The sequence below is a fragment of the Actinoplanes sp. CA-252034 genome (assembly GCF_050956125.1).
Taxonomy (GTDB): Bacteria; Actinomycetota; Actinomycetes; order Mycobacteriales; family Micromonosporaceae; genus Actinoplanes.
On the sequence record NZ_CP191846.1, the window covers coordinates 10,598,532 to 10,611,756 of the forward strand.

Annotated in this window: 12 protein-coding genes; 6 read left to right on the plus strand and 6 right to left on the minus strand. The window is 69.0% G+C overall.

The window, feature by feature from the left end:
• Positions 1 to 8: 8 nt before the first annotated feature.
• Positions 9 to 1,181, plus strand: a complete 1,173-nt coding sequence (locus ACQPZW_RS48050; RefSeq protein WP_433792633.1) for an Ig-like domain-containing protein — start codon at positions 9 to 11, stop codon at positions 1,179 to 1,181.
• A 67-nt stretch (positions 1,182 to 1,248) separates the two neighbouring features.
• Here the strand turns inward: ACQPZW_RS48050 and ACQPZW_RS48055 are convergent, their stop codons facing one another.
• Positions 1,249 to 3,546, minus strand: coding sequence for an Ig-like domain-containing protein (locus tag ACQPZW_RS48055; RefSeq protein ID WP_433792634.1), 2,298 nt, complete (start codon positions 3,544 to 3,546; stop codon positions 1,249 to 1,251).
• A gap of 154 nt (positions 3,547 to 3,700) precedes the next feature.
• Here ACQPZW_RS48055 and ACQPZW_RS48060 point away from each other — a divergent pair, with 154 nt between their 5' ends.
• The 3 genes from ACQPZW_RS48060 to ACQPZW_RS48070 all read left to right on the plus strand — a co-directional run bounded on the left by ACQPZW_RS48060 (position 3,701) and on the right by ACQPZW_RS48070 (position 7,146).
• Positions 3,701 to 5,746 carry an Ig-like domain-containing protein gene (locus ACQPZW_RS48060; protein WP_433792635.1) on the plus strand — a complete coding sequence of 682 codons (2,046 nt, stop codon included), beginning with the start codon at positions 3,701 to 3,703 and terminating at the stop codon, positions 5,744 to 5,746.
• Between the two features lie 162 nt (positions 5,747 to 5,908).
• Positions 5,909 to 6,535 (plus strand): ClpP family protease, encoded by a 627-nt coding sequence (locus ACQPZW_RS48065; protein ID WP_433792636.1) that lies wholly within the window; start codon positions 5,909 to 5,911, stop codon positions 6,533 to 6,535.
• Positions 6,532 to 7,146 (plus strand): ClpP family protease, encoded by a 615-nt coding sequence (locus ACQPZW_RS48070; protein ID WP_433792637.1) that lies wholly within the window; start codon positions 6,532 to 6,534, stop codon positions 7,144 to 7,146. The genes ACQPZW_RS48065 and ACQPZW_RS48070 overlap by 4 nt, the downstream gene beginning before the upstream one ends.
• Here ACQPZW_RS48070 and ACQPZW_RS48075 read toward each other — a convergent pair whose 3' ends face one another.
• Positions 7,147 to 7,500, minus strand: coding sequence for a helix-turn-helix domain-containing protein (locus tag ACQPZW_RS48075; RefSeq protein ID WP_433792638.1), 354 nt, complete (start codon positions 7,498 to 7,500; stop codon positions 7,147 to 7,149). It abuts the gene before it with no gap.
• A 397-nt stretch (positions 7,501 to 7,897) separates the two neighbouring features.
• On the opposite strand from ACQPZW_RS48075, the gene ACQPZW_RS48080 reads away from it, so the two are divergent.
• Both ACQPZW_RS48080 and ACQPZW_RS48085 read left to right on the plus strand, forming a co-directional pair.
• On the plus strand, positions 7,898 to 8,986 hold the full coding sequence (locus tag ACQPZW_RS48080; protein ID WP_433792639.1) for a calcium-binding protein: 1,089 nt from the start codon (positions 7,898 to 7,900) through the stop codon (positions 8,984 to 8,986).
• Between the two features lie 234 nt (positions 8,987 to 9,220).
• A complete protein-coding gene (locus ACQPZW_RS48085) occupies positions 9,221 to 9,598 on the plus strand; it encodes an STAS domain-containing protein (protein ID WP_433792640.1) in 378 nt (125 codons plus the stop codon).
• Between the two features lie 89 nt (positions 9,599 to 9,687).
• On the opposite strand, the gene ACQPZW_RS48090 is transcribed toward ACQPZW_RS48085, so the two are convergent.
• From ACQPZW_RS48090 to ACQPZW_RS48105, 4 genes are all read right to left on the minus strand, one after another.
• Positions 9,688 to 10,008: a MerR family transcriptional regulator gene (locus ACQPZW_RS48090; protein WP_433792641.1), complete on the minus strand. Its 321-nt coding sequence runs from the start codon at positions 10,006 to 10,008 to the stop codon at positions 9,688 to 9,690.
• Positions 10,009 to 10,882: 874 nt separating this feature from the next.
• Positions 10,883 to 11,320, minus strand: coding sequence for an SRPBCC family protein (locus ACQPZW_RS48095; RefSeq protein WP_433792642.1), 438 nt, complete (start codon positions 11,318 to 11,320; stop codon positions 10,883 to 10,885).
• Complete coding sequence (locus ACQPZW_RS48100; RefSeq protein ID WP_433792643.1) at positions 11,317 to 11,919, minus strand: TetR/AcrR family transcriptional regulator; 603 nt, start codon at positions 11,917 to 11,919, stop codon at positions 11,317 to 11,319. Before ACQPZW_RS48100 ends, ACQPZW_RS48095 begins: the two co-directional genes overlap by 4 nt.
• Positions 11,912 to 12,742, minus strand: coding sequence for an alpha/beta fold hydrolase (locus ACQPZW_RS48105; RefSeq protein WP_433792644.1), 831 nt, complete (start codon positions 12,740 to 12,742; stop codon positions 11,912 to 11,914). Before ACQPZW_RS48105 ends, ACQPZW_RS48100 begins: the two co-directional genes overlap by 8 nt.
• Between the last annotated feature and the right edge of the window lie 483 nt (positions 12,743 to 13,225).

The window sequence follows — 13,225 nt, forward strand, 5'->3', positions numbered from 1 at the left end:
GGGATGTCGTGAAGAGGACCGGATTCGTCACCGCGGCCGTCGTGGCCGCCTCGCTGATCACCGCACCACCCGTCTACGCCGCCGCGTCGGCGCCCGCGGTCTACGCCCGTACCGCCGGGCACTGGATCCGCGGTGTCGTGCCGGTGACCTTCGTGACGCAGCCGTCCGAGGACCTGTCCGCTGTCACCGGCCTGACCGTGTTCGCCGACGGCCGCGAGATCGGCACCGACACCGCCGCACCGTGGGGCATCGACTGGGACACCACCGGCTTCGACGGATCGGTGCAGTTGAGCACCCGCGCCACCACGGCGACCGGATCGCTGACGTCGCGCGGCTTCCAGGTCGTGGTCGACAACAAGGCGCCGACCGGGCTGACCGTCCGCTTCCCGCGCCGGGACGGCTACGTGGGCCGGGGCGGCACGCTCACCGTGGACGCGGACGACAACGTCCACGTCATCGGCTCCGAGCTGCTCGTCGGCGGCCGGGTGGTCGCGGCCCGTGACCTCACCGGCGGCGGCAACCTCGACCTGGGCTGGGACGTCGAGGTTCCCGACGGCAGGACCTCCATGACCGTCCGGGTACGCGACCAGGCCGGCAACGTGACCGAGATGACCAGGACGGTGACCGTCGACAACGACCGCCCGGTGATCACGGGCAGCACCAGTGCGGGCCGCGCGGTCCGGGGCGGCTTCACCGTCTCGCTCGGCGGATACCGTGACGCCAGCCCGTTCGCCTCCTTCGAGGCCTCCCTGAACACCACGAGGCACCTGCGCTCGTACGCCCAGGAGAGCTCGCGCACGGTCACCATCGACAGCCGTGAGGTGCCGGACGGCTGGTACTCGCTCGGCTGGCACGCCGTCGACGCGGCCGGCAACGAGACGGTCCTCGATCGGCCCCTGCTCGTGGACAACCACGTCCCGTCGGTGAGCATCGCCAAGGCGCCGAAGAACGGTGCGAAGGTCGAGAAGACGTTCGCGGTCACCGCCGCGGCGGCCGACAGGTACGGCATCGCCAAGGTGCAGCTGCTGGTCAACGGCAAGGTGGTGAGGACCGACACCACGGCCGGTTACACCTTCGCGATCAACCCGAAGAAGTACGGCAAGAAGTTCACGATGCGATTCCGAGCGTACGACCGAGCCGGCAATGTCCGGTACACCACCGCCCGGACCTACCGGCGCTAGTCCCGCGAACAGAAGTGGCCGTCACCCCCCGGGTGACGGCCACACCTGTTTCCACGGTCGTCGTGGATCAGCGACGGTAGGTCAGCTTGCCCGAGTACCGGACGTTGCCCGCCCTGTCGTAGGCACGAAGCTGGACCGTCAGCTTCCTGCCGTACTTCTTCGGGTTGAGGGCGAAGCTGTAGGCGGCCTTGGCATCGGTGGCGACCACCTTGCCGTTGACCAGCAACTGCACCTTGGCCACGCCGTTCCGGTCGCTCGCCGACGCCGCGATCGTCACCTTCCTGGTCAGCTTCGACCGGTTCTTCGGCGCCTTGGTGACCTTGAGCGCGGGCGCGGTGTTGTCGACGATCACGGCCCGTGTGGCGGTCGCCGGGTTGCCCAGCCCGTCGACGGCCACCCAGGTGATCGTCTTGACGCCGTCCCTGCCGCTCGCCACCCGCACCGACGTCACTGAGCCGGTCCGGCCTGCGAGGTTGGTGACCGCGACACCGTGCGGGTCGGCGGCCTTGACCGAGGTGAGGTACGACGTACCCCGGATCAGCGCGCGGTTGCCCGGAGCGATGGTCATCGTGGGGCCGGTCCTGTCGATGTTCACGACGAACGACTTGGACGCCGTGTTGCCGGCCGCGTCCCAGACCTGGAGCCGGACGGTCGCCGCGGAGGCGGCGAAGGTGCGAGCGTCCCAGGAGAACGTCCGGTCGCTCGATCGCACGACGCCGTCGACGGCCCACTCGGTCCGGACGATCGCCGACTCGTCGTTGATCGTCGGCCTCAGGGTGCTGACGCCGCCGACCCAGCCCGTGCTCGTGTCCAGCCGGTTCGTCGAGTACGAGCCGACGAAGTCCACCTGCGTGATGACCGGCGGCTGGTCGTCCACGGTCACGGTGTAGCCGGTCTCGATGGTGGTGATGTTGCCGGCGTAGTCGCGCAGGACGAACCTCGGGGAAGCCGCCCCGGCGACCGCGTTCCAGGTGTAGGCCCAGGGGTCACCCGGCAGCCCGGTCCGGAGCTCTCCCTCGAGCGCGTCGATGCGCCAGACGTCGGCGGCGACCCCGCTCAGCGTGATCGTGACCGGGCCGGCGGGCACTGACGAGCCCGGTGCGGGCGAGAGGATCGCGCTGGGCAGGACGTTGTCGACGCGTACCCGGGTCGACTTCTCGCTCTGGTTGCCGGCCGCGTCGCCCGCCCGAACGGTGACGGTGGCGATGGTGTTGGTGGGCAGGCTCGCCAGCGACACCTTGCAGCCCTCGGTCACCGTGCAGGCCGCCGCGACGGTGCCGTTGACGGTCGCCTGCAGCTCGGTGACCCCGAGGTTGTCGGCGGTCGCCGGGTGGAAGACGAGGTCGGCAGGGGCCCGCTGACCGTCGAGGAGGCCGGTGCTCGCGATCACCGGTGGGATCCGATCGCTGCTCCCCGTGGTCGGGTTCACCGTCAGCAGTGCGGTGTTGTCGGACCTGTCCGCATCGCTGGGGCGGACGCACTCGCACGGCGGGTTGACCTGGACCGTGCCCTGCGCGTCGGCCACGACCTGATCGATCTTCAGGGTGAAGGTCCAGGTGTAGGTCGCACCCGCCGTGAAGAGGTAGGGCGCCCCCACCGCACAGACGTGGTTCGAGGCCTCGCCGGGCCGGCAGCCGGGAGCGCTCACGAACGACGTGCCGGCCGGAAGCGTCACCTCCACCTCGGCGGGCGTCTCACCGGAACGGCCCCGGTCCAGAGTGGCCGTCCCGTCGTTGCGCACACCCACGGTCGCCTGCACCAGGTCGCCGGCCGCACCGGAGACCTCGTCGCCGATCGCCACCAGGTCCGGGGTGTTCGTGCCGGTCACGGTGAGGTCGACGGTCGCGAACGACCCGCCCTCGTAGCCGGGTAGCGGGCTGTCCTGGCGAAGTTCGAGCGGTCCACCGGCTCCGGGGGTGTCCCCGCTGTTGTGGGAGATCTTGTCGGCGGTGCGCCACTCGAACTCCCCGGCGGCGGAGCCCGGCGCGTAGGTGTCCGGCCGAACCTTGTACGGCAGGACGATCCGGTAGCTCCGGCCCGGTTCCAGCGTCTGACCGAAGGTGCAGAGCCTCGCGCGACCGTCGGCGCGGTAATCGCAGTTGGAGAACTGCTCGGCAGGCTCGAAGGCCCAGTCGGTGTGCAGCAGGACACCGGCACCCGTCAGTGGTGTGGAACCCGTGTTCGTGACCGACAGGGCGACGTCGAAGTCGGCGCCCACGACCGCGCTGACACGCGGCGTCGCACCGGAGAGCAGGACGGGATCAGCGGCCGCGGCGGCCGGGGCGGCGAGCACGGTGGACGCCACGACCGCGGCCGTGCCGGCCAGCGCCCATCGAAGAAGAGAATGCGTCAACGGAATCCTCACGTGTTGACGATGGAGATCAATGGGACGCAGCGTACGAGACTTCGACGCCGCGCGCTGTCCCCCGGGGACGACCGGCCCAACCCGGGGCAGGGCGGACAGCGAGCATCTCCGTAGATCTTTAGGATGCCGGGGAACACGGGGAGGAAACAACTTCATGCGAAACACCACGGCCTGGCGGTCACTCGCCGTCCTGGCCGCTTTCACCGCGCCCCTCGCCCTGGCCGGCCCCGCACGTGCCGACGACCGCCTGCCCCTGGCCGCGGGCGCGACGGTGCAGGCCGCGGCCACACCGGGCGGCATCTTCACGGCGCCGCTGTCGGTCACCTACACCGGCACGAAGCCGCTCGACGGCGTCGCCGTCTCGTTTTTCGGGATCGACGGCTACACGACCGAGAGGCGGTACGACAACTGCACCTACGACATCCTCGGACAGTTGGAGGCCTGCGTCTTCGACCGGACCCTGGAGCCGGGTAGGTCGTACCGGGTGGATCTGCCGTTCCGCGCACCGGCCGACGCCTACGCCCCGAGCACGATGAGGACCCGATTCACCTGGGAGGAGATGGCGTTCCACCGGCCGTACGGCACACCCGGTGACGCGGCGCCCATAGCCCTGCTCGACGACGTGACACCGGCGAAGGTCGGCGTTTACCCCTGGCAGTTCGTGGACCTGGCGATCACCGGTAGTCAGAGCGCGGATCTCGTCGCCGCGGGCGCCAAGGCGTACGGCGCGGCCGGCGACGTGGTCCAGATCAGAGGCGGGGTACGCAACGACGGTCCCGCCACGCTCAAGTGGATCGCCACCGGCGTGCCGCACGGCCTCGTGGTGATCACGATTCCGCCGGGCACGTCCGTGCAGAGTGCGCCGTCGCGGTGTGCGCCCGCCACGGACGCGCAGCGGACCCGCACCGACGCGGTGCAGTACGCGTGCGTACTCGACGGATACTTCAAGATCGGCAAGGACTACGCCCTCGGCCTGCCGTTCAGCCTGCGGATCGACAGGGTGATCCAGGACGCGGCCGGCCTGGTCGAGGTGAACCCGGCGTGCACGTGCGAGCGTTTCGCCGACGACCTCGACAAGTCCAACGACACCGCGCCGCTGGTCCTCAACCCGGCGCCGACCGCTCCGGGCGGCACCGACACCAACCCGCCGGTCGTCACCGCCACCGGGCTAACCGAGGGCCAACTCCTCGGCCGGTACGGCCGGCTCACCCCGTCGTGGTCCGACGACGTCGCGGTCACCAAGGTGCAGGTCCTGGTGAACGGCGTGGTCACCGTGACCCGTCAGAGCCCGGTGCCCGGCGAGATCGGCATCCTGTTGCCGGCCCACACGCACGGGCAGGAGCCGCAGATCACCGTCCGCGCCTTCGACGCGGCCGGAAACACCGGAGAGAAGACCACGAGGGTACGGGCGGACGTGCTCTCTCCTGACGCGACGCTCACTCCGGCGTTCGGGTCGCGCCTGCACGGCGTGGCCACGCTCCAGGCCACGAACGTCTCCAGCGACACCGCGCGCATCGAGGTGCTCGGTGCGGGCGGGCAGATCGTCGCCCGGAGCACCGCGGCGCCGTGGACGCTCACCTGGGACACCCGTGGCCTCGACGGCGCGCAGTCCGTCGCGGTCCGTGTCTTCGACCATGCCGACAACGGCACCTACACCGCGGGCACCTACCACGTCGACAACGCGGGTCCGGCCGTCAGCTCGGTGACTCCGGGCAACCGGGCGCTGGTGCGCGGTAGCGTGCGCACCACCGCGAAGGCGTCCGACCCGAGTGGCATCCGCTCGGTGCGGGTCACCGGCGGCCGGGCCACGACCTCGCCGTGGGCCTGGACGGTGGCCCCGAAGGCACAGGGCGACCACACCATCGAGTGGGTCGTGACCGACAACCTGGGCAACTCCACGGTCGTCCGTCGCGTCGTCGTCAACGACACGGTCGCCCCCGCGCTGAAGCTCACCAAGGCGCCGAAGAACAACGCGAAGCTGACGACGAAGGCGACGCTGGCCGCCTCAGCGAGCGACCGGAACGGCGTGGCGAAGGTCCAGTTGCTCGTCAACGGCAAGGTGGTCGCCACCGACACGAAGGCCGGCTACAGCTTCACGCTGAACCCGAAGAAGTACGGCAAGAAGTTCACGGTGCAGCTCCGCGCGTACGACAGGGCGGGCAACGTGACGACGCTCGCCAAGCGCACCTACCGCCGCTGACCCTAGGGTCGCGGGCGGCACCGGATCCGCCGGGATCGTGGGACGGATCCCGGCGGATCACGGAGCTCTCCCTCATCTGCTGACCGCAGATCGGCTTGGCCGGCGCACGTCATCACCTCGAAGGTGGAGACGGCACGCAGGGCCGAGCCGGAGGAGAGAGCCATGCATCCATTCACTGCCGCGACACCGGGCGGGACCGGGTCCGTCGACGACCAGCTGTCCGTTCAGCTGCTGCACCAGCGCATCATCGTGCTCGGATCCGAGGTCGACGACCCGATCGCCAACCGGATCTGCGGACAGCTGCTGCTGTTGTCCGCCGAGGACCCGGTGAGCACCATCAACCTGTACATCAACTCGCCGGGCGGTTCGGTCACCGCCGGGCTGGCGATCTACGACACCATGCGGCTGATCCCCAACGACGTCAGCACGCTGGCCCTCGGGCTGGCCGGCAGCATGGGGCAGTTCCTGCTCACCGCCGGCACCCCCGGCAAGCGGTACGCCCTGCCGCACGCCCAGATCCTCATGCACCAGGGCTCGGCCGGGTTCGGTGGCACCGCTGCGGACGTGGAGATCTACGCCAACCAGCTGGAACGGCTCGGCCGGACACTGCTGGGCCTGACCGCCGAGCACACCGGGCAGCCGATCGACACGGTCGAACGCGACAGCCGGCGTGACCGCTGGTTCACCGCCGAGGAAGCGCTCGAGTACGGCCTCATCGACCGGGTCCTGGACAGCGTCGACGACGTGCGCCCGGACATGGCCCGCCAGCCGATGGGACTGAGCGCATGAGCCACTACACCATCCCGACCGTCGTGGAGAAGACGCCGAGCGGGGAACGCGCCTTCGACATCTACTCCCGGCTGCTCTCGGACCGGATCATCTTCCTCGGTACCGAGATCGACGACGGGGTCGCCAACGTGGTGATCGCCCAGCTGATCCACCTGGAGTCCACCGGGGAACAGGAGATCGGGTTGTACATCAACTCCCCGGGCGGCTCCTTCAGCGCGCTGACCGCCATCTACGACACCATGCACTTCATCCGGTGCGACATCGCCACCACCTGTGTCGGCCAGGCCGCGTCGGCGTCCGCGGCGCTGCTGGCGGCCGGCACCCCGGGCAAGCGGTCGGTGCTGCGGCACGCGAAGGTCACCCTGCACCAGCCGTCCGGCCAGGCCCGCGGCACGCTGCCGGACCTGGCTGTGGAGGCCAAGGAGGTGGCCAAGGTGCGGGCCGAGATGGATCAGATCCTGGCCGAGCACACCGGCCATTCGGTCGCCCGGATCCGGGAGGACACCGATCGCCGGATGACCCTGGCAGCCCCCGACGCCGTCGCCTACGGCCTGGCCGACCGGGTCATCACCCGGCGCGAGCCACGCGGTTACCGGCTCAACGCCGCCTGATCAGGCGGCCAGCAGCACGACATCGCCGGACCGGAGGCCGCGCGGCGCATCTGCCGCGCGGCGCAACCGGGCCGTCTCCAGCCGGAGGACCGGGGCGCGATGCGCGGTCAGGTCGCGCCCCACCTCGGCCAGCAGGTCGGCCAGCCCGATGCCGAGCGAGTCACAGACGGCGGCCACGATCTCTGAGCTCGCCTCCTTGCGACCGCGCTCCACCTCGGACAGGTACTGCACCGAGACGCACGCGTCCCGGGCCACCTCGGCAAGGGTCCGCTCCTGCTCCAGGCGGCGGCGCCGCAGCACCTCGCCGAGCAGGGTGCGCAACAGTGGCCGGGGGTGGTGCGTCACGTCTGCCATGTGCCGACGGTAATGAGCCGTCGCCGTCGCCGACACCCGATCACGCCCGGTTCTGCCAGCAGCAGAGGAGCGGGCGCGAACCCGGGGCGGTCCGGGCGTCATCGGGTCAGCTTCTGCTTCTTGACCTTCGCCTCCGACTGGTTACTGTCCTTGTCCACGGCGGCGTAGAAGACGTACAGGGTGCCCTTCTTGAGGCCCTTGATCTTGATCTGTCAGGTGTTCCTGGCGGTCGGCCGGACCTCGATCGTCCGCATACCAGTGTGTCGAGCTGGTGTAGGAGTGCTTGACCTGCCTGGTCGTCCGGCTGACAGCCACGGCAGCACGATGCCGACCTATCTCCAGGGTCGTCGGTACGGTACCGTACCGTTGAAGAGATCACGATGCCGGAGGAAGCAGCATGCCCCGCAGCGCATGGTCGGCGGTCGCCGGCATCACCGTGTCCACTGTGGCCGCCATAGGGATGGCCGCCTCTCCCGCCCAGGCGGCGGGTGCCGGCGTCGCGTCGGTCACCTCTGGCACGAAGGTGCAGTACAAGGCGGCGAGCGGCAAGCAGAACCGGGTGGTGGTCACGCGCTCCGGCAACACGATCACCATCGACGACAGGGTGGCGGTCAGCGCGGGCAAGGGATGCAAGAAGGTCAAGGGCGACAAGACCAAGGTCACCTGCAGGACGAAAAACGCCCCCGGCCGGGTCACCGTCTACACCTACGACCGCAACGACACCATCGTCAACAACACGGACGTACGCATGAGCGCGTTCAGTGGGAGCGGCAGCGACACCGTGACCGGCGGATCGCGTGGCGACGCCATCCAGACCGGAAGTGGAGACGACAAGGCCGACGGCCGGGGCGGCATGGACACCCTGTGGGGCCTGACCGGTAACGACACCCTGCGCGGCGGCACCGGCGGCGACCAGCTGTGGGCCCTGGAGGGCAACGACAGACTGTACGGCGACGCGGGCGACGACGACCTCCACGGCGGCCCGGGCCGCGACCGCCTCGACGGTGGCGCGGGCGGCGACTGGCTCTACGGCGACGACCTGCACGAGGGCGCCCCGGCGGCAGACGTCATGATCGGCGGATCCGGTTCCGACTTCGTCGACTACGCCGGCTACACCAGGGCGGTCATCATCGACGCCGACGGCGCCAAGAACGACGACGGCCAGGTCGGCGAGCACGACACCATCGGCGCCGACGTCGAATCCCTCCTGGGCGGTGCCGGCAACGACCGGATCACCGGAAACGCCGGCAACGGCTCCTTCTCCGGCGGAGAGGGCAACGACGTGATCCACGGGGGCGCGGGCGTCGACTCCATCAACGGCGGCGAGGGCAAGGATCGGCTCTACGGCGACGCCGACGATGACTTCCTCGACGGCGGTGACTACGAGAAGCAGGTCACCGACCTGCTCGACGGAGGCGGCAACGACGTCACCGGCGACCACTGCGAGAAGGCCACCAAGGACACCCGGGTCAGCTGCGAGTACTGACCCCCGTCGGGCACTACGGGCAGCGTGATCAGTCGACACGATCCGGGGCCGCGAACAAACATCGCCCGTTGGGGATCGGCACGGGATCGGACGATGTGGCGTAGCGTTGGCCCTCGAAGGCAATACGTCGGGTTTCTGGGCCGCCATGTGACGGGTTCTCCTCCTCGGCATCGCTTGCTGGCGCGAGCGATCGGCACGATGACTTGAGAGCTCCCGCAGCGAAACGGACCCCGTATGACCTCGTATCTTCCGTCCAACGCTCCTCGGCTGTCGGTGGAGGCGCGTACCCTCGCCTCGCCGACGAGCGGCGCCGTCGTGGTCTCGTTGGCCGGTGAAGTGGACAGGGTCAGCGGCCCCGAAGTCCAGCGCGTCATCGAGGACGCACTGGAGCGGCACCGCCCGCAACGGATCTGCCTGGACATGCAACAGGTGACGTTCCTCGACTCGTCGGGGATCCGCACCCTGCTGATCTGCCGCCGGCATGCCCTGCGCCGGCGGTGCAAGCTGGAGATCAGCCGGGCGCACGACAATGTGCGCCAGGTGCTGTCCATCACGGCTCTGCTGAAGGTCTTCCACCTGGAGGACGGTTCGACGCAACAGTCGTACCGGTGACCTGCTCATCGTCGGCGTCACATGCTCATTCGCCGCGACCCGGCCGGAGCCGCCTGCCCACGGGAGAAGGACCGTGAAGACGAACGAGATCAGGCGGCTTCCGCTTGCAGCCGACGCGGTTGGCTCCGGTCACTCTCGAGAGCTTCCTGGAGCTGGTCCTCGAGGACGACGATCCGGCAGGCGGCTTCCAGGGCGATGCCTTGCCTGACCACCTCGCGAGCGCGTGCGGCAAGACGCATCTGGTGGCGTGAGTAGCGCCGATGCCCGCCGGCCGACCGGGACGGGGTGAACAGTCTCGCCTTCTCGAGGCGGCGCAGGAAGTCCTGCGAGGCGCCGGTCATCTCCGCGGCGCGGCCCATCGTGTAGGCCGGGTAGTGCTCGTCGTCGAGCATGTCATCGGGTTGAGCCATCCACACTCCTCGGCATGACGAGGGCCCCGGTGCAAGAAGCACCGGGGCCCAGGGTTACGGGTTCACAACACCATCTACCGACACGTTCGTCGGCTTGCCTTTTCCGCACCTGCCGCCGTTCGCGGCTTGGGGTGCGAGGATCGCATAAGCGTGACCGGAGACCACCTCACGTTCGATGGAGACTGCGGTGCCACCTCAGAACACGAAAACTGCCCTGACGGTGGGCGATCCAACGGTGCTCGGCCCTCCCTTTCCTCTGCTTTCATTTCCTGTGGTGCTGTGGTGCTGTCGTACTACTGCCGGTGTCGGAGCCCCACGCAAACTTCACGGCCCCGCACACGTACGGCGGATCCTCCTGCATCAGACAGAGCCCTGAACCTGCATCGGCCCCACCTGCGTCTGCCCTGACCTGGAAATTCGTCAAGGTCTTGTCTCGCACTTGCCTTACTCGCTACTTCGACTGCTGCCTTCCAGCAGGTTGAGCCCCGAACTTGCATCGGCCCTACCCGCATGTGCCCTGACCTGGAGTTACGTCAAGGTCTTGTGATGCACGTGCCTTACTGAAACGCGTGCGGTGATGCTGTGCCACCGCGGTGCCGAGCGAGCCACGAACGATCCGGGCCCTGCTTGACGCTCGGTCTTTCGTCTGCGTCTTCAACGATCTTTGCTGTCAACGAGAGAAACAATAACCAGCCACCGCAAGGATGTCTAGTCCCGTCAGCATAGATTTTCTGGGCGAGCCGTGCGGGTTCCAGCCGTGGCCCCAACGGTCCGCTGAGCCTGCAGTCACGATCATCTGGCGGAATACGACCAGGACGCCACGACCGCGGCCGACCCCGTACCGGATCAGCTGCCATTCCTTGCTGAGGTCACCTCACTGTGTCCTGCGTTCGGTGCGACCTTCCACCCGTTGCTTGAGGCCGTTGTTGAAGGTGGCGTACCCGTCGTTCTTGGGCGTCGGGAGCAAGGGCCCGATCAGGGTGACCAGCACGCCGGAGAATTCCTCGTGGTTGGTGAAGCGGGTGGTGCCGTCGGGGTTGGCCGTGAGGATGAAGGAGTGCCGGCCGTGGAAGACCTGCTTCACGCCGATCTTGCCTTCCCATCGCAGTTCCCGGCCGGGCGCCGCGACGGTGACCATGGGCCGGAAGGTCATGCCCGGCATCTTCATGGTGAGCCGGCTGCCCACTCGAGCGGTGCCCTCGGCGTTGGTGAAGGTGCTCCACTCGCCGTAGGAGGCGAAATCGGTGAGCACGTCCCATACCGCTTGCGGGGTGGCGTCGATGTCGATGACGGAGGTGATCACTGGTTTCATGACGGTTCCACTCTGGCCGGCGTGGGGCCGGCGGCCGAGGTCGAGCGCAGTCCGCGGTCGACGAGGGTGATGAGCCACTCGAAGCTCTCGTCGATGTCGGTGGACCACTGGAATCCGTTGGTGGCCTGCAGGGTTGCGAAGCCGTGGAAGATGCTGCGCAGCGCGCGCAGCGCGTGGGTCATGTCGTGCGGGGCGATGTCGTATCCCCGCAGGACCGCCTCGAAGGGTGCGAGTCCGCGCTGTTCGGCGAGCACGATCGGGTCGTCCGGACCGGTTGGCGTGATGCCGATGGTGGCCGCGTAGCGGCCGGGGTGGGCCACCACGAAGTCGCGGAGCGCACGGGCGGCGGCGGCCAGAGCGTCGGGCCCGGAGCGGCCCTGGGTGGCTGCACCGATCGCGTCGGCGGCCTCGGCGATGGCGAGCGCCGCGATGCGCCGGTTGAGGTCGTCCAAGCCGGTGATGTGCTTGTACAGCGAGGGGACGCGTACCCCCACACGGTCGGCCAGCCGGCCCATGGTCAGCTCGGCGAAACCGACCTCGTCGGCGAGCGTGGCGCCGGCCGCGACGACTTTGGCCGCGTCCAGGCCTGCCCTAGGCACGGACGCCGGCCAGGAAGGGCAGGACCACGGCGAGGGTCTGCTGGGGGTACTGCACGTGCGGGTAGTGCCCGGCACCGTCGATCATCGTCAGCCGGCCCAGCCCGGTCGGCAGGTCGGCGACGATGGCCTCACCCTCGGCCTGCGGTGAGACCCAGTCGGGGTCGAGGCTGCCCTGCACGACCAGCGTCGGGCGGGTGACGTTGCCCAGCTGCTCACCGGCGTCGACCGGGGAGATCGTGCCCATCTTCTGCAGGACCTTCATCCGGCCGGGTTCCTGCAGCATCGCGGTGATCTGCTTCAGGCGGGCGTCCCAGTCCGCGGGCTTGGTGCCGGGGTAGGCGGCGTCGAGGTATTTGGCCCACTGCCTGGTGCTGCCGAGGATGGTGGTCGCCATCAGGGCGGTCGCGCCGCGGCGGTAGGCGGCCACCCGCATGTCACCGAGCTTGACCTGCTGCTTGCGGGTGAACGGCGCCAGCTCGACCAGCGCGGTCACCAGCTCCGGGGCTTTGGCCGCGGCGATCGTGACGGCACCACCGGCGATGGAGTGCCCGATGAGCACAGCCGGCCCACCGAGGTGCTTCACCAGGGCGATCAGGTCACCGGCGATCGCGGTACGGGTGTAGGAGGCCCACCCGACGCTGGACTCCCCGTGGCCGCGCAGATCCATCACAGCGACCCGGTAGCCGGCCTGCACCAGGGCGGGAGTCAGGAAGCGGTAGGCCTCGCGGCTGTCGCCCATGCCGTGAGCTAGCACCACCAGCGGGCCTTCGCCGCTCACGTCGTACGCGATCGTGCCGGCCTCGACGTTCAAGAACTGAGTCATGACGATCTCCGGGGTCGGAACCAGCTTGCCCGTCCGGCTAGCTGCGTTAGCTAAAAGCTATCACCATTAGCTAACCGGGATCAACCCTGAACGTCCTGAAGGGACTCGAACCCCTGACCTTCCGATCCGTAGCCACGTGGATTGCACATATTCGTCCCCGCGCGGGTCACGGACAACACGCTGACACCACACACCGCCAGGCGCGACAGCGGGAAGGCCGCCGGCACCATGATCCAGGCGCCGAACGAGGGACGGGTGCGCGGCGAGGTTGTCCCCGCCATCGGCCAGTAGACGCAGGAGGTAGGACGAGAAATGGCACGACCACGTAGGGCAGTCCCCGGCGACGCGGCCGCCATCCCCGGCACCGAACGCTCGGATTCGCACCGCCACGCCACCAAGCCCTGCAACTGCGCCGAGACCAGATGTAGGCATCCTGCCGGCCGTGCAGAAAGACGACCAGCGGCCGTTCGGAGACCCCACCTT

Coding starts and splice junctions, on each gene's coding strand:
- ACQPZW_RS48060 (WP_433792635.1), top strand. CDS start 3,701: ATGCGAAACACCACGGCCTGGCGGTCACTCGCCGTCCTGGCCGCTTTC.
- ACQPZW_RS48065 (WP_433792636.1), top strand. CDS start 5,909: ATGCATCCATTCACTGCCGCGACACCGGGCGGGACCGGGTCCGTCGAC.
- ACQPZW_RS48070 (WP_433792637.1), top strand. CDS start 6,532: ATGAGCCACTACACCATCCCGACCGTCGTGGAGAAGACGCCGAGCGGG.
- ACQPZW_RS48075 (WP_433792638.1), bottom strand. CDS start 7,500: ATGGCAGACGTGACGCACCACCCCCGGCCACTGTTGCGCACCCTGCTC.
- ACQPZW_RS48080 (WP_433792639.1), top strand. CDS start 7,898: ATGCCCCGCAGCGCATGGTCGGCGGTCGCCGGCATCACCGTGTCCACT.
- ACQPZW_RS48085 (WP_433792640.1), top strand. CDS start 9,221: ATGACCTCGTATCTTCCGTCCAACGCTCCTCGGCTGTCGGTGGAGGCG.
- ACQPZW_RS48090 (WP_433792641.1), bottom strand. CDS start 10,008: ATGGCTCAACCCGATGACATGCTCGACGACGAGCACTACCCGGCCTAC.
- ACQPZW_RS48095 (WP_433792642.1), bottom strand. CDS start 11,320: ATGAAACCAGTGATCACCTCCGTCATCGACATCGACGCCACCCCGCAA.
- ACQPZW_RS48105 (WP_433792644.1), bottom strand. CDS start 12,742: ATGACTCAGTTCTTGAACGTCGAGGCCGGCACGATCGCGTACGACGTG.